The following is a 26,957-nucleotide window of genomic DNA, read 5'->3' on the forward strand; positions in this document are numbered from 1 at the left end:
AAGTAGGGGCTAGGTTGGGTTTTTGTTGTTGATGGGTAAAAAAACGGCGACCAAAAGGTCGCCGAAAAGAAAAAGATAACACTACCTCTGTGGCACCCGGTAACGCACTTGCAACTGGTCGAGGATGTGCAGCTGGCCGGGCAGACGGGCGACGAAGTGCTCCCACACCTTGCGGGCGGGAGTGCTCCAGGCCACCTCTGCCGTGGCCAGCATGCGCGGGAACAACATGTAGTCGAGACGATCGCGAGAGGTGATCAGTTCCGACCACAAGGGGCTCAGCACCCCCAGGATGTTATCGTTGGCATGGAAATCGGCCGGGGCAGGATCGCATGCATGCACCTGCGCCAGGTTGAGGGTACCCGCCCAGTAGAGTCCCGGTTCGTGGATGTCCTGACTCCAGGCGAGATCCAGATAGAGGTGCTGGGCAGGCGCCATCACCACGGGGTAACCGGATGCGGCGGCATCCAGGCCGGCCTGGAAGCTGGTCCAGGCGAAGACGGTGGCCTCCCGGCTCACCTTGTCACCGTGCAGTATCTCCTCCCACCCCAGCATCTGCTTGCCCTTGCGGGCCAGGTACTGCTGGCAGTGGCGCAGCAGGTGCCCCTGCAGCTCGCGGCAATCCTGATACCCCTGCTCGGCCATGAGCTGCTGGCAGGCGGGACTGTCGGTCCAGACGCCGGTGGGCACTTCGTCCCCCCCCATGTGAACCTGACTCCCTGGGAAGAGATCGCACACCTCGTCCATCACGGCGTCCAGGAACCGGTAGGTGCCGGGCAGGGCCGGGTTAAGCACGTTGTCGTCGAAATATTGCACCGAGAGGTAGCGGGAGCGGTCTGCCTCTTCCACCAGCAGCTCGGGCAGCGCCTTGATGGCGGCGTGACAGTGCCCCGGGATGTCTATTTCCGGAATGATGGTGATGCCAAGCCCGGCGGCGTAGGCGACCAGCTCGCGCACCTCGCTCTGGGTGTAGTAACCGCCATAAGGGTCGGGGCCGCCGCTCAGCTGGGGCCCCACCGCCAGGCCATGGCCGCGCCAGGCTCCCACGGCGGTCAGCTGGGGGAAGGTCTTGATCTCAAGGCGCCACCCCTCGTCATCGGTGAGGTGCCAGTGGAAGCGGTTGAACTTGTAGAGGCTCATCTGCTTGAGCAGGCGCTTGAGGGTGGCGATGGAGTGGAAGTGGCGGGCACAGTCGAGGAAGATGCCGCGAAAACCGAAGCGCGGTGCATCCCGCACCGTCAAGCAGGGCAGGCTCTCTCCGTGTTGCAGCGCCCACTGGGCCAAGCTCACCAGCCCGTGTCGCCAGCCCGCCTCGCCGGCGGCCCGGATGACGATCTCCTCAGGGGTGATGGTGAGCTCATACCCCTCGGGGGGAAGTGTCGCCTCGACGAGGTGGATCTCCGCATCGTGATCCTGGGTCAGGGCCAGGCCTGTCAGCTCGTTGAAATGGGCGAGCAGGGAGGCGAGGGGAACGGGGCCGTCGACGTGGGCCCGCTCGGCCAGCCGGAAGTTGCCTTCTGTATAAATCAGGTGGGCGGGCTGGGGCACGAGGCCGTTGACGGCCTCCACCTGTGGCAGGTCGGGGCCCGGGGAGGGCGGGTTGGTCAGGCCAAGGTCTTCCCCCTCCAGCACCAGGGGTTGCAGCTGTCCCTTGCTCTCCAGGCTCAGGAAGAAACCCTTGGGCATATCGGAGTCATGCTTGAGCGGGGTGTTGCGACAGCAGAAGCGCAGCTCGCTCACCCCCTCGTGGGGCACCATGACCTTGTAACTGCCGCTCTGGCGCTCCAGAGCGCCCCCTTCGATCGAGTGGGGATCGATCTGGCGGGCGAGGCAGAAGTGGAGTTTCCAGGGGGCTGCTGGCAGTTGGCTCAGGGTGAAGCGAAACCAGACATCGTCACCGTCACGGTGATCGACCCGGGTGTGGATCAGGGGTGCGGACATGGGAATTCCTCTGATGGGGTGAAGGAAACGGGAACCTGTCCCGCAGGTGTTGTCGGCCCGACCAGGCTCAGGGATGCAGACATGGCAGCGTCTCCGTCCTGGCAAACAGGATGGCCCCCTCCAGCGCGTCGCGCTTGGGGGCGATCAGATGGAAGTGGCCCAGACGGGGGGCGAGGCGCGTGCCGATGCCGCCCAGCAGGGCGATCCGGTCTGCCCCGAGCTGGGTCATGCCCTCCAGCAGCATGCCGAGCTGGGCACAGGTCTCATCCAGCAGGGCGGTGGCGAGCTCGTCCCCGTCGCTTGCGGCATCGAATACCCAGGGGGCGAAGCGGCCATAGTCGGCCGGGATGGCGCGCGCAGCCCAGCGCACCACCTCGGCCTGATCCCGCTTGAAGTGATCCATCAGACGCACCGCCAGGGTGCTGGGGGGCAGGATGCCGTCGTGGCAGAGCAGGGACTGCTGGATGGCGCGCAGCCCGAGCCAGGCGCCGCTGCCGAGATCCGAGACGGGGAAGCCGCGACCCGAGCAGGTGCGAAGGCGTCCCTCCCGGTAGATGAGCCCCGCCGAGCCGGTGCCCGCGATGAGGATGGCCCCCTCCTGGCCGTCGAAGGCGCCGAGGCAGGCACCAAAGGCATCGGAGGTGAGCTTCACCCGCGCAAACGGGAAGGGCATGGTCAGCATGGCGTGGTAGCAGTCGGCGAGCTCGGCGGAGGCGAGTGCGAGCCCGACTCCCATCCGCTGTTCGCTCTCTCTGGGCAGACCCGCGTCGATGCGGGCCTGATCGATGGCAGCCAGCACATGGCCGTGGGCGAGGGCTATGCCCAGCTCCAGATTGGAGCCGGCGGCGCGCCCCTCGCCGAGCAGCTTGCCTGCGTTGTTGCGAATGCGGGCCCGGGTGTGGGTGCCGCCGCCGTCCACCCCGACCCAGAACTCAATCATGGGGGCCTCCCTGCGCGCTTTGCCAGGTGATGGCCAGGGTAAACCTGGCTGGCGGTATGGAGGATCCAGGGCTCTCCCCGGTGCCAGTGATGTGTGAACCGCTCTCAATCATGGTGGCCTCCTTGTGCGCTCTGCCAGGTGATGGCCAGGGCGAACCAGGCGGCGTGCGGGATCCATTGCTCCCCCCAGCGCCAGTTCTGATCCAGTCGATCCTTGTACGCCTCTGGAATAAAGGCCACGTCATTTTCGTCATCGAAGCCGGCGGTGATGCCGTTGCAGATCCCCCCCTGCGCATTGGGGTAGCCGGCGGTGTATTCCGGGTTGTTGATGCCCTGACCCGCCAGCATGCAGGCGTTGAAGGGGTTTCTCCCCAGGATCCAGTCGAGCTGCTGCTGGCCGAAGGTGCGCAGCAGTGCGCTCTGCCCGGGCAGGTGCTGTGCGGCAGCAAACGCCATGGTGGCGAGCGATGCCAGCCGGGCGTTCTCCCCCTGCCACCAGTAACCGGATTCGTTGTGGTGGGGCATGAAAAAGCTCACCCGGGGCGCCTCATCGACCCCTTTCACATACTGGCGGGCGAGGGCGAAGGGATTGCCTGCCCGGGCCGCGAGGGCCAGCTCGGCCGCCAGGGCCTGCTCGGCAACGGTCCTGGCCGCCCACTGGCGCGCCGGATCCGGCTCGATGGCGAGATACTCCAGCAGCGCCAGCACCGGCAGGCCCGCTTCGGCGGCGTGGTAGTAGGGGCGAGAGCCATCGTCGTTGGCGGCCCAATGGTGGCCGAGATCGGGGTGGGCGCGCTGGCGGGCGCACAGCCGGCCGGCCCGATCCCGCGCCTCGGCGAGCCACTCGGCGCCCAGCGTTCTGGTGAGCTCGACCGCCGCCAGCAGGGCGCAATAGTCGTCGATGATGTTCTCGACCCCGTCGTCCAGGTAGGCGAGGTTGTGCTCGCGCAGGTGCAGGTAGCCGCGTCTGGCCGCGTCGGCATACTGGCTTGTGTCAAGGTCGCCGCCAATCGGTTCCCGGGCGGCGCGGGCCAGGGCGGCGATGGCCATGCCGCCCCCCTGGCGAAAACCCGCCTGCCAGCGGGCGGACTTGATCCCCTGCTGGGTCGCATAGGCGCACAGCTCTCGCTGCTCGGGATCCTTGCTCCACTTGTCGAACAGGGTCATGTAGAAAAAGCCGCTCTCGTCCTGCATCCGGCAGAGAAAATCCGCCCCGTGCAGCCCCTCGTCACTGAGCCGTTTGCACAGGTTCATCCCGTCGATGTCACGACGTGTCGCCAGGAGTTCCCGGCACTTGAGCAGGGACCAGACCACCATGGGGGTCTGCTGGGGATTGAGGTAGTTGGCGTAGGAGAGGTGACTCAGGTACTTGCTCATGTCGCCGCTGGCGTCGAACCAGCCGCCATGTACGTCCCGGCGCTGATCGGTGCCAAAGAGGCGTGCCCTGCGGTCCGCCCGGTCGAAGGTGCCGCTGGCGCGTTGTCCCTTGAAGTAGTGGATGACATCGGAGAGGCAGCGGCGCGCCAGCAGCCCTCGGTCGATGGCAAAGGGGGGGGATCGCACCAGACGCTCCTGCGCTCCCGTGGTCACGACGGCCTCCAGCCGGTAGTGGCCGGGCTCGGTGAAGGCGGAGAAATCGGCCCGCCAGTAGTGGCGCCCCTGCCAGCCGGGGACGCATCCCGCTGCCACCAGCGGCGTCTCCAGCAAAAGGTGGTCGTCCTGCTGGCGCAGCAACCTGACGTGGCCGCGGATATCGAGGTCGGCGCCGCACTGCAGCAGGGCGCTCTTCTCCCCGTGACATTCGTAACCCACCTGGTTGATCAAAAGTTCCATCAAGGTCTTACTCCGAAGGCTCGCCCCTGGCGGGCGAGGCTCATTGCGGGGCCTTGCGGCCCCGACGCGAGGCATGGCCGGGCGACGGCGCCCGGCCGCGGGCCTGCTTACCCCTGTTCGTGGAGGTAGCAGCGCACGAAGTGGTTGTCGGCGAGACGGGTCACCGGCGGCAGGCTCTCCTTGCAGCGGGGCATGGCCTGATGGCAGCGCCCGGCAAAGGGACAACCACGGGATTCCGGGGTCCAGAGCGGGATCTCCCCCTTGCGGCCTCCCTCCAGCTCGGCGTGGATGCTCTTCTCGGGGTCCGGCACCGCCGAGATGAGCAACTGGGTGTAGGGGTGCTGGGGGTGGTGCAGGATCTCGTCCACCTCTCCCCACTCCACCATGTGACCCACGTACATCACCGCCAGATCTTCCGCCACGTAGCGGGCGGTGGCGATGTCGTGGGTGATGTAGAGCATGGAGACGCCGAGCTCGTTCTTCATCTGCTCCATCAGGTTGAGGATGCCGATGCGAATGGAGACGTCGAGCATGGAGGTGGGTTCGTCCGCCAGCACCACTTCCGCCTCCACCGCCAGGTTGCGGGCGATGTTGACCCGCTGGCGCTGGCCGCCGGAGAGCTGGTGCGGGTACTTGGCCGCGGTCGCCTTGGCGGGGGTCAGCCCCACCTTTTCAAGGAGGCCATAGACCATGTCGGGCAGATCCCGCTTGTCGCTCACCTTGCTGTGCAGCAGCAGGGGACGGGCGATGTGGTGGTAGATGGTATGGGTCGGATTAAGTGAGCCGAACGGATCCTGCCACACCATCTGCACGCTCTGGCGATAGTCCAGCAGGGCGGTGCCCTTGTTGAACTCCTCCAGGTCGCGGCCACGGTAGAGGATGCGGCCGTTGGAGAGCTTGTACATCTTGGCGATGATCTTGGCGATGGTGCTCTTGCCGGAGCCGGATTCCCCCACCACTGCCAGGGCGCGGCCCCGGTGCAGGTTGAAGGTGATGTCGGACAGCGCCCGCATCTTGCCGCTCTTGATGGCGTTGGAGTTGACGGCGAAGTCCTTGTAGAGGTGCTGGACCTCGATGATGGGCGCGTCGGTTTGGGCGATTTGCATGACAGACATCCTTAACAGCCAGCGGCCTTGTCCAGATGGATCGGAAGATCCGGTTGTTCCTCTGCTGCCTCATGAAGGTGGCAGGCAGCCTGTTGGCCGGGCCGGATCTCGGCCAGCCGGGTGTATTCCTGGCGGCAGCGCGCGTGCACCTTGGCGCAGCGTGCCTGGAAGCGGCAGCCCACTGGCACCTCCAGCAGATTGAGTGGGCTGCCAGGGATCCCCTCCAGCACGGTCTTGGGCCCGTGCAGGGGGGGGAAGGAGTTGCCAAGGCCCCGAGTGTAGGGGTGCAGAGGCGCGGTCAGGATCGCCTTGGCCGGCGCCACTTCCACCAGTTCCCCCGCGTACATGATGCCGATGCGATCGCAGAACTCGACCATGAGTGAGAGGTCGTGGGTGATGAAGAGGATGGAGAAGTTGAACTTCTCTTTCAGGGCATAGACCTTCTGCAAAATCTCCCGCTGCACCACCACATCGAGCGCCGTGGTGGGCTCGTCCATGATGAGCAGCTCGGGGTTGAGGGCCATGGCGATGGCGATCACCAGCCGCTGGCGCATGCCGCCGGAGAACTGGTGCGGGTAGTCCTTGAGCCGGCTCGGGTGAATGTCGACGATCTCCAGCAGCTCCTGGGCGCGCTTGATCGCTTCATAGCGGGTCATGCCGGGGTTGTGGGCCAAGAGCACGTCGCAGAACTGCTCCTCCATGCGCAGCACGGGGTTGAGCGCATTCATGGCGGACTGGAACACCACGCTCGCCTGGCGCCAGCGGTAGCTGCGCAGTCGCTCGTCATCGAAGCCGAGGATGTTCTCTCCCTTGAACAGGATCTCGCCGCCGCTGATGTAGGCGGGCGGCTTGTGCAGCCTAGCCACCGAGAAGGCGACCGTGGACTTGCCGCAGCCGGACTCGCCGGCGAGGCCGAACACCTCACCCGGCATGATGTCAAAACTGACCGAATTGACGGCGCGCACGTCGCCGCTCTCGGTGATGTAGTCGACGCAGAGCAGGCGCACCGACAGCAGGGGTTGTTGCATGGTCATGCTGTCTTCTCCTGAGCTGTGATGGGAGTGGCAAGCTGCTTCCAGCGACGCAGGCCCTTGTGGGAACGAAGCTGCGGGTTGGCGATTTCGTCGATGGCGAAGTTGAGCATGGCGAGGCCCGCCCCCAGGGTGGCGATGGCGAAGCAGGGGGCCAGGATCTCCCACCAGGCGCCCACCAGGATGGCGCTCGAGGTCTGGGCGTTGTAGAGCATGATGCCCCAGCTCACGACGGTGGGGTCGCCAAGGCCCAGGAACTCCAGGGTCGCCTCGGTGACAATGGCGTAGATGATGGATCCGATGAAGCTCACCCCGATGATGGAGATGAGGTTCGGCAGTATCTCCACCAGGATGATGCGCCAGGCCGGTTCACCCAGCACCTCGGCGGCGATGACGAACTCTTTCTCCCGCAGGGCCAGGGTCTGGGCGCGGATCACCCGGGCGCCATAGGCCCAGGAGGTAAAGCCGATGATGAGGGCGATCACCGTCGGTGACGCCTCCCCGATAAAGCTTGCCAGCACCAGCAACAGGGGGAGGTTCGGGATCACCAGCACCACGTTCATCAGGAAGGTGAGGCACTCGTCCACCACGCCGCCGAAGTAGCCGGCGGTGATGCCCACCGTGATGGCCAGGGCGCACACCAGCAGGCCTGCCCCGAAGCCCACCATCAGGGAGATGCGGGCGCCGTTGGTGAACTGGGCCCAGAGATCGTGGCCCATGCGGTTGGAACCCATCACCAGCTCCATGCTGGGGGGCTGGTGGGGGCGGGCGACCCGCTTGGTGGGTTCGTTGCTGGCGAGCAGCGGGGCGAACAGGGCCATCAGCACGAAGGTGACCACGATGGCGAGGCCGAAGGCGGCCTTCTTGTTACCCAGCAGGATTTTCAAGATAGTCGGCATACGCATCTTATTTGCCTCCTGTACGCAGACGGGGATCCAGGAAGACGTAGAGCACGTCCGCCAGGAAATTGAAGCTGAGCATGGTGATGGTCATGATGAGCAGTTGCCCCTGGATGAGGGGGTAGTCACGGGCCAGGATGCCCTGATAGAGGGTCAGTCCCAGGCCGGGGTAGTTGAAGATCACCTCGGTGATGAGGGATCCGCCGATGACGAAACCGAGTGCCATGGAGAGGGCTGTAACGCTCGGCAGCACGGCGTTGCGGGCGCCGTAGTTGAAGATCACCCGGTTGCTGGAGAGCCCCTTGGCCTTGGCCATGGTGATGTAGTCCTCGCCCAGGAGGTTGATCATGTTGTTGCGCATGGTGATGAGAAAGCCCCCTACCTGCACCGCGGCCAGGGTGCCCACCGGCATGATGGCGTGCAGCAGGATGCTCTTGATGTGTTCCCAGCCAAAATCGGCGGGGATCTCGGGGCTGTAGGCGTAGCCGATGGGCAGCCAGCCGAGGCTCACTCCGAACAGGAAGAGGGCGAGCAGAGAGACCACCACGGGGGGGATGGCCTGCATCACCAGGGTGAGCGGGGAGAGGATGCTGTCCATGCGTCCGCCCCGGTACCAGGCGGCGAAGATGCCGACGATGGAGCCGATGGAGAAGCTCAGAATGGTGGAGGTGCCCACCAGGAACAGGGTCCAGCCGATGGCGCGGCCGAGGACGTCGGCAACCGGTTGGGGGTAGTAGCGCACCGAGGTGCCGAGATCCCAGGTGAAGACGCTCTTCACATAGGTGAGAAACTGGGTGCCGATGGGGCCGTCCACGAAACCGAAGGTGGCTTTGAGGGCTTCCAGCGCGGCGGGTTCCATCATGGCGCCGGCCCGGGCAAACATGACGGAGACGGGGTCCCCCGGCATGGCTCTGGGTAGCAGGAAGTTGATGGTGGCGGCCACCAGGAAGGCGACCAGATAGAAGGAGAAGCGTCTAAGTATAAATCCCATGGTGATACCTTTTACTGCAAGCCTGCCCCGCGCCGGGCAAAGCTCCCCCAACCCCGGCAGGTGCGGGGGATGGAAGACATGGCGGGGAAGAGGGCCCCCCGCAGGGGGCCGGGGTGATTAGCTGTTTGGCTTGAGTGACAGCACGTGCAGCAGACGCTCCGGAGTGTCCGGGTGAACCTGCGGCTTGGCGACCGGGTTGTCGGCACTGAACCAGCCATTGAAGCGCTTGGTGCTGTATTCGTACCAGGTCGGGTTGTTGAACACCGGGATGATGGTCTGGTTGGCCCCGACACGCTCCTGGATGGCGAACATGATCTCCTTCTGCTTGGCCGCATCGGCGGTCTGGGTGAAGTCGTCAATCAGCTTGTCGAGCTCGGGATCCTTGTAGCGGGGCGCCGCGAAGCGGTTGCCGCGCTCACCCATGTTGCGGGAGTGGAAAGCGGTCTCGAAGTACTTGTGCGGGTTGGCACCGGCAAAGTAACCCTGCAGGGCGACGTCGAAGTCACCGGTGATCAGGGACTCGGTCCAGACGGTGGCTTCCGGGGTGGCGGTCTTGGCGTTCAGGCCCAGGGCCTGCAGGCCTTCGACCCCGATCTGGACGGTGTTGACCCAGTCGGTCCAGCCGTTCGGTACCAGCACCTTGAACTCGATCTTCTTGCAGCTCGGGGTGTCGAGGAACTTGTCGCCGTCACAGTCCTTGTAGCCCGCCTGTTTCAGCAGGGCCTTGGCCCCTTCCAGGTCGAACTTGTTGTACTTGCCGTACTTCTTCTCGACGTCCGGGTTGTCCCAGGAGGCGAATGCCTTGCCAAGCCCTGACGGGTACTCGTTGACGGTGGGGTAGCCGTAGCCCGCGATGTCCACCATGGACTGGCGGTCCATGGCCATGGAGAAGGCGCGGCGGAAGTTGATGTCGTTGAAGGCTTCGTGGTTGCCCGGGTTCTTGCTCTGGAAGTTGACGTTGAACGCCACTGTGCCGGAGGCGGGGAACCAGTACTTGTTGTTCTTGGGATCGTTGCCGACGTAGAGGCGCTCGATGTCCGGCACGAAGGAGCCGAACCAATCCACGTCACCCTTCATCACGGCGGCCAGTACCTGGTCGTTGGTGGCCATTTGCGGCATGCGCAGGCAGTCGATGGAGAGGCTGGCGTTGTCCCAGTAGTGCGGGTTGCGGCACTGGGTGTAAAGCTGGGCGGAGAAGTTGTCCACTTCGGTGAAGGGACCGGTCCCGACCGGCTTGTCGTTGGTGAAGGCCACCGGGTCTTTCACCGACTTCCACTGATGCTCCGGCACGATGGGCACCAGCACCAGGTCGTTCACCACGTTGGTGTTGATCTCGGCCAGGTCGAATTTGACCTTGTGGTCACCCAGCTTCTCGACACCCTTGATCTGGGTCCAGATGGAGCGCTCGTCCAGCGCCTTGTTGGCCTTGACCAGGTTGAAGGAGAAGAGGATGTCGTCGGCGGTGAAGGCTTCACCATCGGACCACTTGACCCCTTCGCGCAGGTCGAAGGTGACGGATTTCAGATCATCGCTGAAGGCGTAGTGGGTGGCCAGACGATAGACGGGTTTGCCACCCTGCATATCGTTGAAGATCACCAGCGGCTCATAGATGAAGTGACGGGTGGTGTGGAGCAGACCCGCTTGCAGGAAGGGGTTGAAGTTCTTGACCCATGCGGTTTCCTGCTGGGCAACCAGGGTCAGCACCGTCTTGTTGTCGGCGGCCATGGCTGTACCGGTGGCACCGGCAAGCAGAGTTCCCAGCATGACTGAGGTTGCGATTTTGGATACTTTGGCAAGCATATTTTTTCCTTTCTTATTGGTCTTCCATGGTTTTGGAATGGAGCACCGACATCGCATGCTTGGATACCGGCCCTCGCTGTTGGTCAGGTTTTGCACCCTTGTAGTTGTGTCGTCCAACGCCCTTAGAAAAGCAGAATTAACAGGAAAACAACAACTCTTCATTTCGTCGATATCGTAAAAATTGCACGGCGCACGTCATTATCGTCAAAATGCATTTTAAATCCTTTTAAATTATAAAGTTGCATTAATTCTCACAAAGTAAAAAGTCACATTGCCACTCCCTGTTACAACGATAATGTGAGCTGGATCGTGCTCGTTTTTTCCCCGTTGACACGGCTTATTTTTGCGCAGGAAACAAGCGGCTCATGTGGCAGGAGAGAAGTGTGCGCTGGTTCACGGGCGCGTGCGAAAAGAGGGAGGGGAGGGAGATCGGTGATGAGGGGCGGGACAGGGGATGACAGGGGGGCATGCAAGAGCCTGACGGGCGGCGGACATTAAAAAAGCCAGTCGGTGAGACCGACTGGCTTTGAGGGGGAGTGGCGTGATTATTCCACCAGGCTGGCCCAGAGGTCGTACTCGTCCGCTTCGTCGATGCGGACCTTGACCATGTCGCCGGGCTTGAGGCCGGTTTCACCGTTCAGGTAGACCAGGCCGTCGATCTCGGGGGCATCGGCGGCGGAGCGGCCGGTGGCGCCCTCTTCGTCCACCTCGTCGATCAGCACCAGCATCTCTTTGCCCACTTTACGGGCCAGCTTGCGGATGGAGACCTGCTGTTGCAGCTCCATGAAGCGCTGGAAGCGTTCTTCCTGCACCTCGGCCGGCACCGGATCCGGCAGCTCGTTGGCCTTGGCACCCTCGACCGGGCTGTATTTGAAGCAGCCAACTCTGTCCAGTTCCGCCTTGTCGATGAAGTCCAGCAGCATCTGGAACTCTTCCTCGGTCTCGCCGGGGAAGCCGACGATGAAGGTGGAGCGCAGGGTGATCTCGGGGCAGATCTCGCGCCACTTCTGGATCCGCTCCAGGGTGCGCTCGACGGAGCCGGGGCGCTTCATCAATTTGAGGATGCGCGGGCTGGCGTGCTGCAGCGGGATGTCGAGGTAGGGGAGGATCTTGCCGTCGCGCATCAGGGGGATGACGTCATCCACGTGCGGGTACGGGTAGACGTAGTGCAGGCGCACCCACATGCCGAGCTTGGCCAGCTCTTCGCACAGGGCCACCATGCTGGTCTTGACCGGCATGCCGTCGTAGAAACCGGTGCGGTGCTTGACGTCCACGCCGTAGGCGGAGGTGTCCTGGGAGATCACCAGGATCTCCTTCACGCCAGCCTCTTTCAGGCGCTTGGCCTCGGCCAGCACTTCGCCGATGGGACGGCTCACCAGATCCCCGCGCATGGAGGGGATGATGCAGAAGGTGCAGCGGTGGTTGCAGCCTTCGGAAATCTTGAGATAGGCGTAGTGGCGCGGGGTCAGCTTGACGCCGTGGGCCGGCACCAGGCTGGTGAAGGGGTTGTGGGTGGGTTTTTCCACGTATTTGTGGACGTGGCCCAGCACCTCTTCATAGGCGTGGGGACCTGTGATCTCGAGCACCTTGGGGTGGATCTCGCGGATCTGGTTCTCTTTGGCACCCAGGCAGCCGGTGACGATCACCTTGCCGTTCTCGGCCAGGGCTTCACCGATGGCTTCCAGGGACTCCTGCACCGCGCTGTCGATGAAGCCGCAGGTGTTGACCACCACCAGCTCCGCATCGTCATAGCTGGGCACCACGTCGTACCCTTCGGTACGCAGCTGGGTCAGGATGCGTTCGGAATCGACCAGGTTTTTGGGGCAACCCAAGGAGACGAATCCTACTTTGGGGGCCTGTTTTGTGTTGGACATCGCTCAATCACTCTTAGGTGGCTCTTATTCAAGGGCGCGGATTTTACCGGAATGGCTAACCAAAAACTATACAGCCGACACGTCGGAAGCGAACAATCTCTTTGCCCGGGGACGCGGTGTGGGGCGGGCGTGACATGACCACGGGCAGGGAGGGAGCCGTCGCCAGTGCGGGCGGGATCACGATCCCTGTGCGCCGTCACCATTTGGCAGGAGGGGCAAAACGGGTGTCACTATACTCCCAACAGGCCTACAGAAGGATGTGCGGGATGGAGAGTTCATTTGGTGAGAAAGTGCAGAATGTGCACGCCACCCTCAGGCAGCGGTTTGACAAGTTGAGCCGGGTGGCGATCGCCATCTACGACCCGCAGACGGACCAGCTCAAGACCTTTGCCCACAGCACGGACGGGGGCTCGCCGCTGTTGCAGTACGAGGTCAGGCTGAGCGAGGTGCCTTCCCTGCGCTACCTGGCCGAGCACCAGCAGCCCAGGGTGCTCGATACCCTGGATTCCCTGCTGGGCTCCCCCTCCGAGCACAGCCGCAAAGTGCTGGCGGCCGGGTACGCGTCGAGCTATACCGAGCCGCTGCTGCTCAACAGTCGCTTGTTCGGCTTTCTGTTTTGCGATGCCAAAGAGCTCGGTTACTTCGATGGCGCCATTTGCGGTGAGCTGGCGGCCTATGCCCAGATCCTGGCGGCCATCATCGCGGTGGAGTTCTTTTCCATCCAGACCCTGAACGGGGCCCTGACCACGGTGCGGGAGTTCAGCCGCTACCGGGACGAGGAGACCGCCAATCACCTGCACCGGATGTCGGCCTATTCGCGGTTCATCGCCCGGGAGGTGGCAGCCCATTACCCCTTGAGTGACGAGGAGGTGGAGTTCATTCACCTCTTCTCCGAGCTGCACGATATCGGCAAGATTGCGGTGCCCGACGCCATCCTGCTCAAGCCGGGCAAGCTCACGGCCGAGGAGTACGGGGTGATGAAGACCCACCCCTTCAAGGGACGGGAGATGATCGCCCTGATGATCCGCGAGTTCGGCCTCGACGGCATCCATCACACCGACATGCTGAAGAACATCATCGCCTACCACCACGAGCGTTTCGACGGTCAGGGTTACCCGGAAGGACTGGCGGGGGAGGCGATCCCCCTGGAAGCCCGCATCGTCGCGGTGGCGGATGTGTTTGACGCCCTCACCAGCGAGCGACCCTACAAGCAGGCCTGGCCCCTCGAAACGGCCTTTGAATACCTCAAGACCCATGCCGGCAGTCAGTTCGACCCTGTCTGCGTCGCGGCGGCGCTGCAAAGCCGGGAGGCGTTTTGTGCCATCCATCGGCAATATCGGGATCCCGTGATCACCTGATTGCGCCCCTCTCTCCTCCCCGGTTTCTCCCGGATTCCCCAGGCCCCGTCATCTGACGGCGGGGCCCTGGGGCCCTCTCTCGTTTCATCGCCTTTAGGTGCATCCGGCGCCGGGGTTGTTCTGCGGCATTGCGGCATTGCGGCTTTGCGGCGAGGCAGGGCGCCGCGGTGAGCGGGGCGGCCAACGGGAGGATTGTCCGGGGTAAGGTCATAAGAGTGCCTTATAAAAAGAGGCCAGATATTAGCCATATGACTGGCATGAGGCCGCTAGTGGGCACGACATGGCCGGGGCGGCGCCTCTGGCGGCCTGTTCCGCCGCGATGCCGACTCGGTGGTGACGCTTTGATCATTTCAATAATTCTTGTATAGTTGAAATGAAGCATTCAAGGGGGGAGACCCATGAACAAAGAGACGGCCACCAAGGTCTTTGAATCGCTGGCTTCCGGGATCCGGCTCGAGGTGTGGCGACTGCTGGTCAAGGCCGGGCTGGAGGGGCGGGTCGCGGGGGAGCTGGCCGGCGAGCTCGACATCGCCCCCAATACCCTCTCGTTTCACCTCAAGGGGATGCTCAACGCCGGGTTGCTGTCGGTGGAGCAGGAGGGGCGCTTTCTGCGCTACCGCGCCAACATCCCCCTGATGCTGGGGGTGATCGCCTACCTCACCGAGGAGTGTTGCGCTGGTCATCCCGAGGCGTGCGGCCTGCTGCCCGCCGGGCCCGGCAGCGCTTCCCGCGCCGAGGGGTCGTCGCCCTGCTGCGGCGAGTCGTAACGGGCCAGGGCGGGCTGTCGATGCCCATGCGCCGTGTCATTCATCTATCCAACCTGGGGTGCGAGCGTGGATCGCACCGGGAGTCATCATGTCTGCAAGCTGTGAGGCCAAGGCAGCCCCTGCCATCGGCTTTTTTGAACGTTATCTGACCGCCTGGGTCGCCCTCTGCATCCTGGTGGGCATTGGTCTGGGGCAGGGGTTACCGAGCCTCTTCAAGGCCATCGGCGCCATGGAGGTGGCCAGGGTCAACCTGCCGGTGGGGCTGCTTATCTGGGTGATGATCATCCCCATGCTGCTCAAGATCGACTTTGGCGCCCTGCACCAGGTGAAGGGGCACCTCAAGGGAATCGGGGTCACCCTCTTCATCAACTGGCTGGTCAAGCCCTTCTCCATGGCCTTCCTCGGCTGGCTCTTCATCCGCGTGCTGTTTGCCGACTGGCTGCCAGCGGATCAGCTGGACAGCTACGTGGCTGGGCTGATCCTGCTGGCAGCGGCCCCCTGCACCGCCATGGTGTTTGTCTGGAGTCGCCTCACCAACGGCGATCCCTACTTCACCCTGTCGCAGGTGGCGGTGAACGACCTCATCATGGTGTTTGCCTTTGCCCCGCTGGTGGCGCTGCTGCTCGGGGTCTCCAGCATAGTCGTGCCCTGGGATACCCTGCTCACCTCGGTGGTGCTCTACATCGTCATCCCTGTCATCCTCGCCCAGCTGCTGCGCAAGGTCTTGCTGAGAAAGGGGCAGGCCCATTTTGACGGCGTCATGACCCGCATCCAGCCCTGGTCGGTGGCGGCCCTGCTGCTCACCCTGGTGCTGCTGTTCGCCTTTCAGGGCAACGCCATCATCGAGCAGCCGCTGGTCATCGCCCTCCTGGCGGTGCCCATCCTGATCCAGGTGTTGTTCAACTCCGGGCTCGCCTACTGGCTCAACCGCAAGGTGGGGGAGAAGCACTCGGTGGCCTGCCCTTCCGCTCTGATCGGAGCCTCCAACTTCTTCGAGCTGGCGGTGGCCGCCGCCATCAGCCTGTTCGGCTTTCATTCGGGCGCGGCGCTCGCTACCGTGGTCGGGGTGCTCATCGAGGTGCCGGTCATGCTGCTGGTGGTGCGCGTGGTCAACGCCAGCAAACCCTGGTACGAGGCGGGACTAAAGCGCTAACGGATGGCCACTAACCCATTTCTATTCACTTGAGTCATGAGAGACAGGTAAATGAGTGCAATCACTATCTATCACAATCCAGAGTGCGGCACCTCCCGCAACACCCTCGCGCTGATTCGCAACAGCGGTGTGGAGCCCACCATCATTCACTATCTGGAGACGCCCCCCTCCCGCGACGAGCTGGTGGCCCTGATCGCCGCCATGGGCATGCCGGTGCGCGATCTGCTGCGCAAGAACGTGCCCCCCTACGAGGCGCTGGGGCTGGCAGAAGATCGCTTCAGCGATGACGAACTGATCGATGCCATGCTGGCCCACCCCATCCTCATCAACCGGCCCATCGTGGTCACCCCCCTCGGCACCCGGCTGTGCCGCCCGTCGGAGGTGGTGCTCGATATCCTGCCCGACCCGCAGCAAGGGGCCTTTGCCAAGGAGGATGGCGAGCAGGTGGTGGACGGCCAGGGCAAACGGCTTCGTTGAGCCCCTGCGCGTCAGCGTCTGACCCGCGCCGGGGGGATGCCCTTAACGGGCAGGCGCCAGATCTGCTACTGTGACCTTCGACTCATCACAGAGGGTGGAAACAATGAAGATTCGATTCCTGGTGATAGCCACGGCACTGGCGCTGGCCTCAACCCCCGGTCTGGCCGACTGGGCAAAGCTGAAGGAGGCCGCCTCCGAACTCGGTACCGCGGTGAGCGATACCAGCAAGGAGGCGTGGAAGGGGATCACCGATTTTTCCAAGGAGACCTGGGAGTCGGTGTCCAGCTGGGGGGCCGAGGCCTACAACAAGGCGGGGGCCTGGACGGCAGAGAGCGCGGCCACCGGCAAGGAGTGGCTGACCGCCGCCGACAAGAAGCTCGACACCATGCTCGAGCCCAAGACCCCGGAGGAGGCGAGAACCGCCCTCGATACCATGGCCGATACCGCCCTGGTGCGGCTGTTCAACGAGCAGCCTTCGGCCAAGTTGCTGTTTGACAAGGCTTATGGCTATGCGGTGTTCGACTCGCGCAAGTTCTCCCTGATGATCCACACCAATCAGGGGGCCGGGGTCGCCGTCAATCGCACCAGTGGCAAGCACACCTACATGAAGATGTTCGGTGCCGGTCTCGCGGCCGGGATCGGCGGCAAGTTCTACCAGCAGGTGATCCTGTTCGAGGACAAGGCGAGGTTCGATGCCTTCGTCAGCAAGGGGTGGGAAGCCACCTCCGAGGTGGGCGCCGTGGCGGGCAAGGAGAGCGCCGAGCTCACCGCTAAGTACAATGGGGGCATGGCCATCTACCAGATTGGCGAGAAGGGGCTGTTGCTGGACGCCAACATCTCGGGCTCCAAGTACTGGCTGGATGATGACCTGAACAAGTGATCCCTGCCGATCTGACTCGTTTTTTCTTGGAGGAGATCGAGGTGCACTCTGTTTAATTGTCGGGACTTGCAGTAAAAAGAGGGCCTTGGGCCCTCTTTTTCATGGGCGCCGCACAGAGTCCAGCGACAAGGAGAGCAAGATGACCCATGAGGCCGAGCAGGATCGGATGGTTGCCCAGCGCCGGGAGTGGGACAAGCAGAGCATCTACCTGCGGCGGCGGCTGGGCGATCCCCCCGGATCTGCGACCTGATCCCCGGATGGCCGGTGCCCGCCGGCCTGATCGCGCCCCGCTTTTATCCCTGATCTCGAAATCTCGCTCTGGTTGGCACCTTTATTGCTTCAAACCAGTCAGTGTCAATGATTTGTCTGGGAAGGGAAGATGGAAATTAGCGCAAGCAGCCTGATGCAAGAGATGCAGGCCCTCAAGGTGGAAGCCGGTGCCACGCCGTTGACCCAGCCCGGTCGTCCGGTCAGCTCGGATTTCGGCCAGATGCTGCAACAGGCCCTGGACAACGTCAACGAGTTGCAGGGCACCGCCAACGATCTGCGTACCCGCTTCGATCTCGGCGACAAGTCGGTGGATCTCTCCCAGGTGATGATCGCCGGCCAGAAATCCTCCATCGCTTTCGAGGCGACGGTGCAGGTGCGCAACAAGATGGTCGATGCCTACAAGACCATCATGAACATGCCGGTGTAACTCGGGCCCATGGCGACCGATCATCATGAAGATGTCAGCAACAAGGACATAAACCGTGGCAACTGATCAAAACGGCGATCTGCTGATCAACAACGAGGGGGCGGCCGCCCTTGACGAGCACGAGCAGAAGAGCTCGGCGCTGGGCTTCCTGTCCAACACCGATGTGTTGCGCCAGATCACCCTGATCCTGGGGCTGACCATCTGTCTGGCCATCGCTGTCTTCATCCTCTTGTGGGGCAAGGAGCCGGAGATGCGTCCCCTCGGCACCTTCACCACCCAGGAGCTGGTCTCCACTCTGGATTACCTAGATCAGCAGAAGATCCCCTATCAGGTGGATGGCAAGAGCGTGCTGGTCAGTGCCGAAAACTATGCGGACATCCGGTTGCGCCTGACCCGCGCCGGTCTGGCCAACAACAGCGACGCCAGCAACGACGGCGAAGCCATCCTGCTCAAGGACTCCAGCTTCGGCGTCAGCCAGCGCATGGAGAGCGAGCGCCTGAAGCTGAGCCGCGAGCGCCAGCTGGCGAGCGCCATCGAGCAGTTCCAGAACGTCGCCAAGGCCCAGGTGCTGCTGGCCATCCCGAAAGACAACGTGTTCGCCCGCAACGAACGCAAGCCCAGCGCCACCGTGGTCCTGAGCCTCAAGGGTAACGCCCTGGGCCAGGGTGAGGTGGACTCCATCGTCGACATGGTCGCCTCCGCCGTTCACGGTCTGGAGCCGACCCGCGTCACCGTGACCGACCAGAACGGTCGCCTGCTCAACTCCGGCTCCCAGGATCCCCTCTCTGCCCAGACCCGCAAGGAGTTTGCGATGCAGCAGAAGCAGGAGCTCGAATACAAACAAAAAATTGACGCCATCCTGATCCCGGTGCTGGGGGCCGACAACTATACGGCGGAGGTGGATCTCTCCCTCGACTTCTCCCAGCAGGAACAGACCCGCAAGACCTACAACCCGGACCTGCCGGCGGTGCGCTCCGAAATGACCATGGAAGAGAACAGCGCTAGCGGCAGCAACGGCGGGGTGCCCGGCGCCCTCTCCAACCAGCCGCCCGCCGCGTCCAACATTCCCGAGCAGGCTGCCGGCGGGGAAGGAACCGCCTCTTCCGGCCGTTCCCGCAAGGAAGCGACCCGCAACTTCGAACTGGACACCACCGTCAGCCACATCCGGCGCCAGCAGGGCGGCATTCGCCGCATGACGGTGTCGGTGGCGGTGGATTACAAGGCCATCCCCGGCGCCGACGGTGCCGTGACCCGGGAAGCCCGCAGCCAGGCCGAGCTCGATACCCTGCGCCGTCTGCTGAGCGGCGGTCTGGGCTTTGATGTGACCCGGGGGGATACCCTGGAGGTGGTCGCCATTCCGTTCAACCGCCCGGAACTCGAGACCGTGGCCGACATCCCCCTCTACGAGCAGCCCTGGTTCTGGCGCGCGGTGCGCATCGCCGCCTCCGTGCTGGTCATCATAGTGCTCATCGTCACCGTGGTGCGGCCCATGCTCAAGCGCCTGCTCTACCCGGACGCCAAGCCGGAAGGGGAGCTGGACTTCGACAACCACACCGTGCTGGGTGGCGACGACGAACTGAGCCTGCTGGCCGCCCAGGCCGAGGCCGAACCGGTATTCGGTCTGCGGGATGGTCAGCTCAAGCTGCCTGACCTGCACCGTGACGAGGATCTGCTCAAGGCCGTGCGCGCCCTGGTAGCGAACGAACCTGACCTGGCCGCCCAGGTCATCAAAGAATGGGTAACCAAAGATGCCTGAAGAGAATAAAAGCCAGGTCACCGGCAACGACATCACCGAAAGCCAGCGCCTGATCCTGGATCAGATGGGCGGCATGGAGATGGCTGCGGTGCTGATGCTGAGCCTCAACGAGGAGGACGCGGCCCAGATCTTCCGCCACCTCGAGCCCAAGCAGGTGCAGCGGCTCGGCATGTCCATGGCCTCCATGTCGGATTTCAGCCACGATCGGGTGGCGGCGGTGCATCGTCAATTTATCGACGACATCCAGAAGTACACCAATATCGGCATCGGCAGTGAAGACTTCGTGCGCAAGGCCCTGGTGGCGGCGCTCGGGGAGGACAAGGCCAGCAACCTGGTGGATCAGATCATCCTGGGATCAGGCGCCCGCGGCCTCGACTCCCTCAAGTGGATGGATGCCCGCCAGGTGGCCAGCATCATCCAGAACGAGCACCCGCAGATCCAGACCATCGTCCTCTCCTATCTGGAGCCGGAACAGTCCGCCGAGATCCTGAGCCAGTTCCCGGAGCAGGTGCGCCTGGATCTGGTGATGCGCATTGCCAACCTCGAAGAGGTGCAACCGGCGGCGCTGCAGGAGCTCAACGACATCATGGAGAAACAGTTCGCCGGTGCGGCCGGTGCCCAGGCGGCCAAGATGGGCGGCCTGAAGGCGGCGGCCAACATCATGAACTACCTGGACACCAACATCGAAGGGCAGCTGATGGACTCCATCCGCGAGTCGGACGAGGAGATGAGCCAGCAGATCCAGGATCTGATGTTCGTGTTCGAAAACCTCATCGACGTGGACGATCGGGGCATCCAGACCCTGCTGCGAGAAGTGCCCGGGGATCTGCTGCAACGGGCCCTCAAGGGGTCGGACGACCAGATGCGGGAAAAAGTATTCAAGAACATGTCCAAGCGGGCTGCCGAGATGCTGGCGGACGACCTCGAGGCCATGGGGCCGATCCGGGTCTCCGAGGTGGAGGCCGCCCAGAAGGAGATCCTCTCCACGGCGCGCCGCCTGGCGGATGCGGGCGAGATCATGCTGGGGGCGGGTGGTGGCGAAGAGTTCCTCTAAGCCATGGGCCATGGAATGTGCGATGATGTCGGCCCCTGTACCCGGCCCTCGATAGGAGTCTCTTCGGCACATGAATGACAAGAACAGCAAACTGCGCGGCTATCTGAGGCCCGAGTCCGACACGGCGCAGATTGAGACCTGGGGCTGGCCAGAGATGGAGACCGAAGCCGAGGTCGAGACCAATGCCCTGGGGCTGGCTCCTGACTGGTATCGTCAGGAGCAGGCCGATGCGGCCCTGCCGGAAGAACAACCCGAAGAACCCGCCCCCAGCATCACCGCCGAAGAGGTGGAGGCGATTCGTCAGGCCGCCTGGGAAGAGGGGATGCGCGATGGGCGCGAGGCCGGTTTTGCCAAGGGGCTGGAAGAGGGCAAGCTCGAAGGCTTGCAGCAGGGCCACCAGGCCGGGCTGGAGCAGGGCAGGGAAGAGGGACTCGCCATGGGGCGGGAGCAGGTGGAGCTGGAGATAGCCCGCTGGCAAGCCCTGGTCTCACGCCTGGCCACTCCCCTTGGCGAGATGGACGAGGCGGTGGAGCAGCAGCTCATCGCCCTGGTGCAACAGCTCGCCCGCGCCCTCATCCGCCATGAGGCGCAAACCTCCCCCACGCTGCTGCTGGAGGCCCTCAAGCAGGGGTTGGCCCTGCTCCCTGCCGCCGAGCAGGGGGTCACCCTGATGCTGCACCCGGAGGATGTGATCCGGGTAGAGGCCGCCTTTGGCGCCGAGGAGTGCGCGAGGCGCCACTGGCGGCTGCAAAGCGAGCCCACCTTCTCCCCCGGTGATCTGCAACTGGCCACCGAGCTTTCCAGCATCGATCTCACCCTCTCCGGGCGCATCGATCAACTGCTGCGCAATTTCCTGCGTGACAACGCGAGCTGAGCCATGGCCCGGTTCGAACCCGTCGTGCAGCGTCCTGCTGACGGCATCATCAGGCACTCATCGTCGGAGGCGACATGACGGCACCCCTTCTTGATCGGCTTAAAGGCTACCGGGTTCGCGAGCAGGCCCCCATACCACCGGTGGCAGGCAAGCTCACCCGTGTGGTGGGGTTGACCCTGGAAGCCATTGGCTGCCGCGCTGCCATCGGCTCCCTGTGCCGCATCGATACCCAGGATGGGGCCCTGGAGGCCGAGGTGGTGGGGTTTGCCGGGGATCGCCTGTTCTTGATGCCGAGCGAGCAGCTCAAGGGGGTCATTCCCGGCGCCCGGGTGGTGCCCGTCACCGAAGATCACGGCATTCCGGTGGGCATGAGTCTGCTTGGCCGGGTCATCGACGGCATCGGCCAGCCCCTGGACGGGCTCGGCCCCATCCTATCGTCCCAGACGGTGCAGTTCGCCCAGCACCGCATCAATCCCCTGGCCCGTCGCCCCATCCATCAACCCATGGACGTGGGGGTACGGGCCATCAATGCCGTGCTCACCGTGGGCCGGGGTCAGCGCATGGGGCTGTTCGCCGGCTCCGGTGTCGGCAAATCCGTGCTGCTTGGCATGATGACCCGGGGCTCGGTGGCGGATGTGGTTGTGGTGGGCCTCATCGGCGAGCGGGGCCGGGAGGTGAAGGAGTTCATCGAGGAGATCCTCGGCGCCGAGGGGCGCGAGCGCGCCGTGGTGGTGGCCGCCCCTGCCGATGCCTCGCCGCTGATGCGCCTCAAGGGGTGCGAGACGGCGCTCGCCATCGCCGAGTATTTCCGCGAGCAGGGGCTCAACGTGCTGCTGCTGATGGACTCCCTCACCCGCTACGCCCAGGCCCAGCGGGAAATTGCGCTGGCGGTGGGGGAGCCGCCGGCCACCAAGGGCTATCCCCCCTCGGTGTTTGCCAAATTGCCGGCGCTGGTGGAGCGGGCCGGCAACGGCAGCGACGGCCAGGGCTCCATCACCGCCTTTTTCACCGTGCTGACGGAGGGGGACGATCTGCAGGATCCCATCGCCGACGCGGCCCGGGCCATCCTTGACGGCCACATCGTGCTGGCGCGGGAGCTGGCGGATGCGGGCCACTATCCGGCCATCGACATCGAAAAATCCATCAGCCGGGTCATGCCCATGGTGACCTCACCGGAGCACATGGAGCTGGCGCGCACCTTCAAGCAGTTCTACTCCCTCTACCAGCAGAACCGGGATCTCATCACCATCGGCGCCTACAGCCAGGGATCGGATCCGCGCATCGACCGGGCCATCATCCAGAAACCCTATCTGGATCAGTTCTTGCAGCAGAAAATGCGCGAGGTCATTCACTACGATGAAGGCCTGCAATCCCTGCAACTGGTGGCCATGCCCCTGATGCGTTGACCGGTGGAGAGCCCTTATGAGTAAAGGATTGACGTTGCTGGCGAGTCGGCTGGAGGAGGCCGAACAGCAGGCCGCCATGGCGCTGGCCAAGGCCCAGCAGGATCTCAAGCTGTTCATGGATCAGCAAAACGCCCTCAACCAGTATCGCCAGATTTACCACCAGCAGTGGACGGAGCGCGGTCTGCAGGGGATCAGTCCCCAGCAGAACAGCCAGTATCACGCCTTCATCAACAAGCTCGAAAACGCGGCGACCCAGCAGTACCAAGGGGTGTTGCAGGTGCGCGAGGCACTGGCCGAGTGCCGCACCCAGTGGCTCGAAGCCCAGCAGCGGCGCAAGGCGGTCGAGCTGCTGCTGGAGAAGAAGGCGGACAAGGTGCGCCAGAAGGCCCAGCGCCAGGAGCAGAAGATGCTGGATGACTACGCCATCCTGCGTCGTTATCACCAAACTGGCCTGTAATTTGCTTTCTTCCGGTCATGCGAGGCCGATGGGCCAAGCCATGACCGCACGTGCGGCCGTCACCGAATCGTCGTCAGGGATCCCAGCATGATACAGACCCCCTTGATTAGCACTCTCCCCCAGGCGCCTTCTGCCGATGGCAGCGCCACCCTGCTGGCTCCCACCGTCGGGGGCGAAGGGGGCGTGCAGCCGTCAGGCGAGGGCAAGGCCGCCTTCTCGCAAGCCATGGCCCAGCTGATGAGCAAGGCGCCAGCCAGTCAGGGAAATCCAGCGCTCCAGGGCCCCGCCGAGGGCGCCCGGGAGGGGCTTGCCCCGGCTGCCAAATCTTTGGCGTCTGACGAGCCCGCCACCGAGTCTGCGTCTTCCTTGAAGGAAGCGGACGACGAGGGCGAGCTGCCTCCCGACGACTTCCTGCAACAGTTGCAAGCCTCCCTGCGCCAGGATGTGAGCCTGGTGGTGCCCCCTACATCGCCCGCCATGGCCGGTGAGGCGGCGGTGCCTGTGGACGGCAACCCCTTGCCGCCTGGCGCCGCTGCGCCTGGGATGGCAGAGGGGGTCGGAATGGCAGAGGATGTGGGGATGGCAGAGGGCGTGGAGGCGGCAGAGGGGAGCGCCTCCCTGCCGCAGATGGCGCCAGAGCGTCAGCATGAAGGAAACAGAACGAAAGCCATCCCCGGTGCGGCCCAAGGCGCCAGCGCCGTGCCGAGCGGTCAGGGGGCTCTGCCGCTGGGGGCAGAAGAGCACCCCTTGGCCGATGACACCGCCGTGGCCGACCAGGGCGGGGTGACCCGCCAGCCCATGGCAGGCAAGGGAGCGGAGCCGGATGCCAAGGGGGTCGAGCCCCCTCTCTCGGGTCAGGAGCGTGCCGCCCTGCTCGCCAAAGTGGTGGCCGGAGAAAACGCCCAGGCTCCCACTGTCACCCGGGCTGACTCATCGCAAGAGGCACAGGTGACCGATCCCCTGGCGTCGGCCGGACAGGGGACAACCGCTTCCCGTGCCACCAGCGCCTATGGCGATGGCGTGATCCGGACGGTGGCGCAGGGGCCGGCCCCTGCGGCCACACCGGAGTCCGCTCCGCCCGCGACGGCGGCAGGGGCAGAGAAGGAGGCCCCTGTCGCCGGTGAGGCCAGACAGGCTGAGGCCGCGAGCGGGCAGGGAGCCCGTGCAGGGGCCGAGCCTGCGGTGAATGCAGGGAGCAGCCAGCCCGTGACGACGGAGGACCCGGCCCCTGTGCAGGTGGCGCCGCAGATCCTGGCTCGTCATGAATCCCAGGTGGCACAGGCCCCCCTGACGGCCCTCTCGGGGGGCCTGGACCAGATGGAGAACGCCCCCGTGGTGGCCGCCGGCGCGGCCGTGTCGGTGAAGTCCGCGGTGGACAAGTCCCGGCTCGATGAGCTGGGCAAACAGTCGGGGATGGAGGTCAAGGGCAGTGAACCCGCCGAGGGGAGCCAGCCTTTGCATCAGGCACAGAGCCAGGTCGGCGAGAACAGACCGCTGGCCGAGGCGACCGTCAGACGGGAGCCCCAGAGCCTGCCCCACCTCAAGCTGGCGACCCCTGAGGCCCCCGAGCAGTTGCACCACAAGGTGAACCTGATGCTGGCGGACAAGCTGCAACAGGCGGAGATCCAGCTAGACCCCCTGGGGCTTGGCAAGATGAAGATCCAAATCCAGATGGATGCCTCCAGCCAGGCCAGCGTGCACTTCGTGGTGCAGCATGGCCAGACCCGTGAGATGCTGGAGCAGGCCATGCCGCGCCTGCGCGACATGCTGGCAGGGCAGGGGATCCAGCTCGGCCAGACCGTGGTGCAGCAACAGGCGCAGCAGCAAGCCTTCCAGCAGCAGGGGCAGTCATCCTCCCAGGGTCAGTCCGGTTTCGGTGACCAGGGGCGACAGGGGGGAAATGGCGGCGGCAGCGATGGCAGAGAGGCCGAGGGGAGCGCTCGCAACCTCACGCTGCTGGTGGAATCGGCAAACGATGCCGGAATCGATTTCTATGCTTGATGCATTCTTAAGTAAGTTTATGATACCGAACAAGTTTGAGACTAGGGTGGACAAGGGATGGCAGACGATAACGAACTGACGCTGAAGGATCCGGCGGCAGGCAAGAAAAAGAAGCTGATCATGATAGTCGCCCTGGCCGTCGTGCTCCTTGGTGGGGGTGGCGCCGGCGCCTGGTTCATGCTCGCCGGTGGGGATGAGCCCGCTGCCGAAAAAAGCGAGGCCAAGCCGGAGGCGAACACGCCCCAGCCCTCGCTCTATGTGGGCATGCCCCGTCCCTTCGTGTTCAACGTGGCGGGAGGCCAGCGGGATCGGCTGGTGCAGATCAAGATCCAGCTGATGGTGCGCGGCACCGCCGACGAAACCCTGGCCAAACAGAACATTCCCCTGATCGAAGGCACCTTGCTGCGGGTCTTCAGCTCGGCGACCGCCGAACAGCTGATGACCTTCGAGGGCAAGGAGAAGCTGCGTCAGGATTCGCTGGAAGAGTGCCGCCGGGTGCTGAACGACCTGGTCTCTTCTCCCGTAATCGAACAAGTGCTGTTTACCGGCTTTGTCATGCAATGAAAGGTGAAGCGTGAGCGATCTGTTAAGTCAGGACGAGATTGATGCCCTGCTGCACGGCGTCGACGATGTCGAGGAGGAGGAGCTGGGAGCTGCCGGAGATCCCGGTATCGCCCAGTTCGACTTCTCCTCCCAGGACCGCATCGTCCGCGGCCGCATGCCGACCCTGGAGCTGGTGAACGAACGGTTTGCCCGCCACATGCGCATCAGCCTGTTCAACATGATGCGGCGCACCGCCGAGGTCTCCATCAACGGCGTGCAGATGCTCAAGTTCGGCGAATATGTCCACACCCTGTTCGTGCCCACCAGCCTGAACATGGTGCGTTTCCGCCCCCTCAAGGGGACGGCGCTCATCACCATGGAGGCGCGGCTCGTCTTCATCCTGGTGGAGAACTTCTTTGGCGGTGATGGCCGCTACCACGCCAAGATCGAGGGACGCGAGTTCACCCCCACCGAGCGGCGCATCATCCAGATGCTGCTCAAGCTGGTGTTCGAGGACTACAAGGATGCCTGGGCGCCGGTGATGGACGTGGGCTTTGAATACCTCGACTCCGAAGTGAACCCGGCCATGGCGAACATCGTCAGCCCCACCGAGGTGATCGTGGTGAGCTCCTTCCACATCGAGCTGGACGGCGGTGGCGGCGACTTCCACGTGGCCATGCCCTACTCCATGCTGGAACCCATCCGCGAACTGCTGGATGCGGGGGTGCAGAGCGACAAGGGGGATACCGACGTGCGCTGGAGCAAGGCCCTGCGCGACGAGATCATGGACGTCAAGGTGGAGCTCAAGGCCAAGCTGCTGGAGACCGAGCTCTCCTTGCGTGAGTTGATGGAGCTCAGACCCGGGGACATCATCCCGGTGGAGATGCCGGAGAACCTGCTGGTCTTTGTGGAGGACTTGCCCACCTTCCACGCCAAGATGGGGCGCACCAAGGAGAACGTGGCGCTCAAGATCACCGACAAAATCAAGCGCCCTGACGGGGTCAAGACAGAGATGCATCTGGTGACCCGCGGGGGCGTGCGCATTGATGGCGAAGCCGAGCTGGAAGAGCTCGAGCGAAGCATCTCTGACAAACACCCTGATTGATCCTCCCCCCGGGGGAGG

The 26,957-nt window shown here is 64.0% G+C and carries 23 protein-coding genes; 14 read left to right on the forward strand and 9 right to left on the reverse strand.

What is annotated here, in order from left to right:
- Nucleotides 1–81: 81 nt before the first annotated feature.
- The 9 genes from J9893_RS19610 to rimO all read right to left on the reverse strand — a co-directional run bounded on the left by J9893_RS19610 (nt 82) and on the right by rimO (nt 12,411).
- Nucleotides 82–1,938, reverse strand: coding sequence for a beta-N-acetylhexosaminidase (locus J9893_RS19610; protein ID WP_201984776.1), 1,857 nt, complete (start codon nt 1,936–1,938; stop codon nt 82–84).
- Between the two features lie 67 nt (nt 1,939–2,005).
- A complete protein-coding gene (locus J9893_RS19615; RefSeq protein WP_109113238.1) occupies nt 2,006–2,878 on the reverse strand; it encodes a BadF/BadG/BcrA/BcrD ATPase family protein in 873 nt (290 codons plus the stop codon).
- Nucleotides 2,879–2,982: 104 nt separating this feature from the next.
- Complete coding sequence (locus tag J9893_RS19620; RefSeq protein ID WP_201984798.1) at nt 2,983–4,710, reverse strand: glycoside hydrolase family 9 protein; 1,728 nt, start codon at nt 4,708–4,710, stop codon at nt 2,983–2,985.
- Between the two features lie 107 nt (nt 4,711–4,817).
- On the reverse strand, nt 4,818–5,816 hold the full coding sequence (locus J9893_RS19625; RefSeq protein ID WP_039040529.1) for an ABC transporter ATP-binding protein: 999 nt from the start codon (nt 5,814–5,816) through the stop codon (nt 4,818–4,820).
- Nucleotides 5,817–5,827: 11 nt separating this feature from the next.
- The gene (locus J9893_RS19630; RefSeq protein ID WP_201984775.1) at nt 5,828–6,850 is read right to left on the reverse strand and encodes an ABC transporter ATP-binding protein; all 1,023 of its coding nucleotides are present in this window, start codon (nt 6,848–6,850) and stop codon (nt 5,828–5,830) included.
- Nucleotides 6,847–7,752 (reverse strand): ABC transporter permease, encoded by a 906-nt coding sequence (locus J9893_RS19635; RefSeq protein ID WP_203762713.1) that lies wholly within the window; start codon nt 7,750–7,752, stop codon nt 6,847–6,849. The genes J9893_RS19630 and J9893_RS19635 overlap by 4 nt, the downstream gene beginning before the upstream one ends.
- Nucleotide 7,753: 1 nt before the next feature.
- Nucleotides 7,754–8,737, reverse strand: coding sequence for an ABC transporter permease (locus J9893_RS19640; protein WP_010673905.1), 984 nt, complete (start codon nt 8,735–8,737; stop codon nt 7,754–7,756).
- 117 nt (nt 8,738–8,854) lie between these two features.
- A complete protein-coding gene (locus J9893_RS19645; protein WP_010673906.1) occupies nt 8,855–10,537 on the reverse strand; it encodes an ABC transporter substrate-binding protein in 1,683 nt (560 codons plus the stop codon).
- Nucleotides 10,538–11,082: 545 nt separating this feature from the next.
- Entirely contained in the window at nt 11,083–12,411 is a 1,329-nt protein-coding gene (rimO, locus tag J9893_RS19650; RefSeq protein ID WP_041215595.1) for a 30S ribosomal protein S12 methylthiotransferase RimO, read from the reverse strand.
- Between the two features lie 266 nt (nt 12,412–12,677).
- On the opposite strand from rimO, the gene J9893_RS19655 reads away from it, so the two are divergent.
- The 14 genes from J9893_RS19655 (at nt 12,678) to fliM (ending at nt 26,939) form a co-directional block, all read left to right on the forward strand.
- Nucleotides 12,678–13,769 carry an HD-GYP domain-containing protein gene (locus J9893_RS19655; RefSeq protein ID WP_109113209.1) on the forward strand — a complete coding sequence of 364 codons (1,092 nt, stop codon included), beginning with the start codon at nt 12,678–12,680 and terminating at the stop codon, nt 13,767–13,769.
- 398 nt (nt 13,770–14,167) lie between these two features.
- Nucleotides 14,168–14,536: a helix-turn-helix domain-containing protein gene (locus tag J9893_RS19660; protein ID WP_039039917.1), complete on the forward strand. Its 369-nt coding sequence runs from the start codon at nt 14,168–14,170 to the stop codon at nt 14,534–14,536.
- Nucleotides 14,537–14,624: 88 nt separating this feature from the next.
- Entirely contained in the window at nt 14,625–15,689 is a 1,065-nt protein-coding gene (gene arsB / locus J9893_RS19665; RefSeq protein ID WP_143237231.1) for an ACR3 family arsenite efflux transporter, read from the forward strand.
- Between the two features lie 51 nt (nt 15,690–15,740).
- Entirely contained in the window at nt 15,741–16,166 is a 426-nt protein-coding gene (gene arsC, locus J9893_RS19670) for a glutaredoxin-dependent arsenate reductase (protein ID WP_113977750.1), read from the forward strand.
- Nucleotides 16,167–16,269: 103 nt separating this feature from the next.
- Entirely contained in the window at nt 16,270–17,046 is a 777-nt protein-coding gene (locus tag J9893_RS19675) for a lipoprotein (RefSeq protein WP_041212621.1), read from the forward strand.
- A gap of 379 nt (nt 17,047–17,425) precedes the next feature.
- Entirely contained in the window at nt 17,426–17,743 is a 318-nt protein-coding gene (gene fliE, locus J9893_RS19680) for a flagellar hook-basal body complex protein FliE (protein ID WP_029314161.1), read from the forward strand.
- A gap of 55 nt (nt 17,744–17,798) precedes the next feature.
- Nucleotides 17,799–19,499, forward strand: a complete 1,701-nt coding sequence (gene fliF, locus J9893_RS19685) for a flagellar basal-body MS-ring/collar protein FliF (protein ID WP_041212623.1) — start codon at nt 17,799–17,801, stop codon at nt 19,497–19,499.
- A complete protein-coding gene (gene fliG, locus J9893_RS19690) occupies nt 19,492–20,553 on the forward strand; it encodes a flagellar motor switch protein FliG (RefSeq protein ID WP_010673917.1) in 1,062 nt (353 codons plus the stop codon). The genes fliF and fliG overlap by 8 nt, the downstream gene beginning before the upstream one ends.
- A gap of 70 nt (nt 20,554–20,623) precedes the next feature.
- Nucleotides 20,624–21,427: a flagellar assembly protein FliH gene (gene fliH / locus J9893_RS19695; RefSeq protein WP_139736710.1), complete on the forward strand. Its 804-nt coding sequence runs from the start codon at nt 20,624–20,626 to the stop codon at nt 21,425–21,427.
- 74 nt (nt 21,428–21,501) lie between these two features.
- The gene (gene fliI / locus J9893_RS19700; protein WP_029314163.1) at nt 21,502–22,833 is read left to right on the forward strand and encodes a flagellar protein export ATPase FliI; all 1,332 of its coding nucleotides are present in this window, start codon (nt 21,502–21,504) and stop codon (nt 22,831–22,833) included.
- Nucleotides 22,834–22,849: 16 nt separating this feature from the next.
- On the forward strand, nt 22,850–23,290 hold the full coding sequence (gene fliJ, locus J9893_RS19705) for a flagellar export protein FliJ (protein WP_041212625.1): 441 nt from the start codon (nt 22,850–22,852) through the stop codon (nt 23,288–23,290).
- 87 nt (nt 23,291–23,377) lie between these two features.
- Nucleotides 23,378–25,291, forward strand: a complete 1,914-nt coding sequence (locus J9893_RS19710; RefSeq protein ID WP_210601744.1) for a flagellar hook-length control protein FliK — start codon at nt 23,378–23,380, stop codon at nt 25,289–25,291.
- A gap of 57 nt (nt 25,292–25,348) precedes the next feature.
- Nucleotides 25,349–25,855 (forward strand): flagellar basal body-associated protein FliL, encoded by a 507-nt coding sequence (gene fliL / locus J9893_RS19715; protein WP_010673922.1) that lies wholly within the window; start codon nt 25,349–25,351, stop codon nt 25,853–25,855.
- A gap of 10 nt (nt 25,856–25,865) precedes the next feature.
- Nucleotides 25,866–26,939, forward strand: a complete 1,074-nt coding sequence (gene fliM / locus J9893_RS19720) for a flagellar motor switch protein FliM (RefSeq protein WP_010673923.1) — start codon at nt 25,866–25,868, stop codon at nt 26,937–26,939.
- Nucleotides 26,940–26,957 lie beyond the last annotated feature (18 nt).

It is taken from the genome of Aeromonas sp. MaB10011B, from assembly GCF_017939325.1.
Lineage (GTDB): Bacteria > Pseudomonadota > Gammaproteobacteria > Enterobacterales > Aeromonadaceae > Aeromonas > Aeromonas caviae.

Coding starts and splice junctions, on each gene's coding strand:
- fliI (WP_029314163.1), top strand. CDS start 21,502: ATGACGGCACCCCTTCTTGATCGGCTTAAAGGCTACCGGGTTCGCGAG.
- J9893_RS19640 (WP_010673905.1), bottom strand. CDS start 8,737: ATGGGATTTATACTTAGACGCTTCTCCTTCTATCTGGTCGCCTTCCTG.
- fliG (WP_010673917.1), top strand. CDS start 19,492: ATGCCTGAAGAGAATAAAAGCCAGGTCACCGGCAACGACATCACCGAA.
- fliH (WP_139736710.1), top strand. CDS start 20,624: ATGAATGACAAGAACAGCAAACTGCGCGGCTATCTGAGGCCCGAGTCC.
- J9893_RS19615 (WP_109113238.1), bottom strand. CDS start 2,878: ATGATTGAGTTCTGGGTCGGGGTGGACGGCGGCGGCACCCACACCCGG.
- J9893_RS19675 (WP_041212621.1), top strand. CDS start 16,270: ATGAAGATTCGATTCCTGGTGATAGCCACGGCACTGGCGCTGGCCTCA.
- J9893_RS19630 (WP_201984775.1), bottom strand. CDS start 6,850: ATGACCATGCAACAACCCCTGCTGTCGGTGCGCCTGCTCTGCGTCGAC.
- arsC (WP_113977750.1), top strand. CDS start 15,741: ATGAGTGCAATCACTATCTATCACAATCCAGAGTGCGGCACCTCCCGC.
- J9893_RS19635 (WP_203762713.1), bottom strand. CDS start 7,752: ATGCGTATGCCGACTATCTTGAAAATCCTGCTGGGTAACAAGAAGGCC.
- J9893_RS19710 (WP_210601744.1), top strand. CDS start 23,378: ATGATACAGACCCCCTTGATTAGCACTCTCCCCCAGGCGCCTTCTGCC.
- J9893_RS19610 (WP_201984776.1), bottom strand. CDS start 1,938: ATGTCCGCACCCCTGATCCACACCCGGGTCGATCACCGTGACGGTGAC.
- J9893_RS19655 (WP_109113209.1), top strand. CDS start 12,678: ATGGAGAGTTCATTTGGTGAGAAAGTGCAGAATGTGCACGCCACCCTC.
- J9893_RS19620 (WP_201984798.1), bottom strand. CDS start 4,710: ATGGAACTTTTGATCAACCAGGTGGGTTACGAATGTCACGGGGAGAAG.
- fliE (WP_029314161.1), top strand. CDS start 17,426: ATGGAAATTAGCGCAAGCAGCCTGATGCAAGAGATGCAGGCCCTCAAG.
- arsB (WP_143237231.1), top strand. CDS start 14,625: ATGTCTGCAAGCTGTGAGGCCAAGGCAGCCCCTGCCATCGGCTTTTTT.
- fliJ (WP_041212625.1), top strand. CDS start 22,850: ATGAGTAAAGGATTGACGTTGCTGGCGAGTCGGCTGGAGGAGGCCGAA.
- J9893_RS19660 (WP_039039917.1), top strand. CDS start 14,168: ATGAACAAAGAGACGGCCACCAAGGTCTTTGAATCGCTGGCTTCCGGG.
- fliL (WP_010673922.1), top strand. CDS start 25,349: ATGGCAGACGATAACGAACTGACGCTGAAGGATCCGGCGGCAGGCAAG.
- J9893_RS19625 (WP_039040529.1), bottom strand. CDS start 5,816: ATGCAAATCGCCCAAACCGACGCGCCCATCATCGAGGTCCAGCACCTC.
- J9893_RS19645 (WP_010673906.1), bottom strand. CDS start 10,537: ATGCTTGCCAAAGTATCCAAAATCGCAACCTCAGTCATGCTGGGAACT.
- rimO (WP_041215595.1), bottom strand. CDS start 12,411: ATGTCCAACACAAAACAGGCCCCCAAAGTAGGATTCGTCTCCTTGGGT.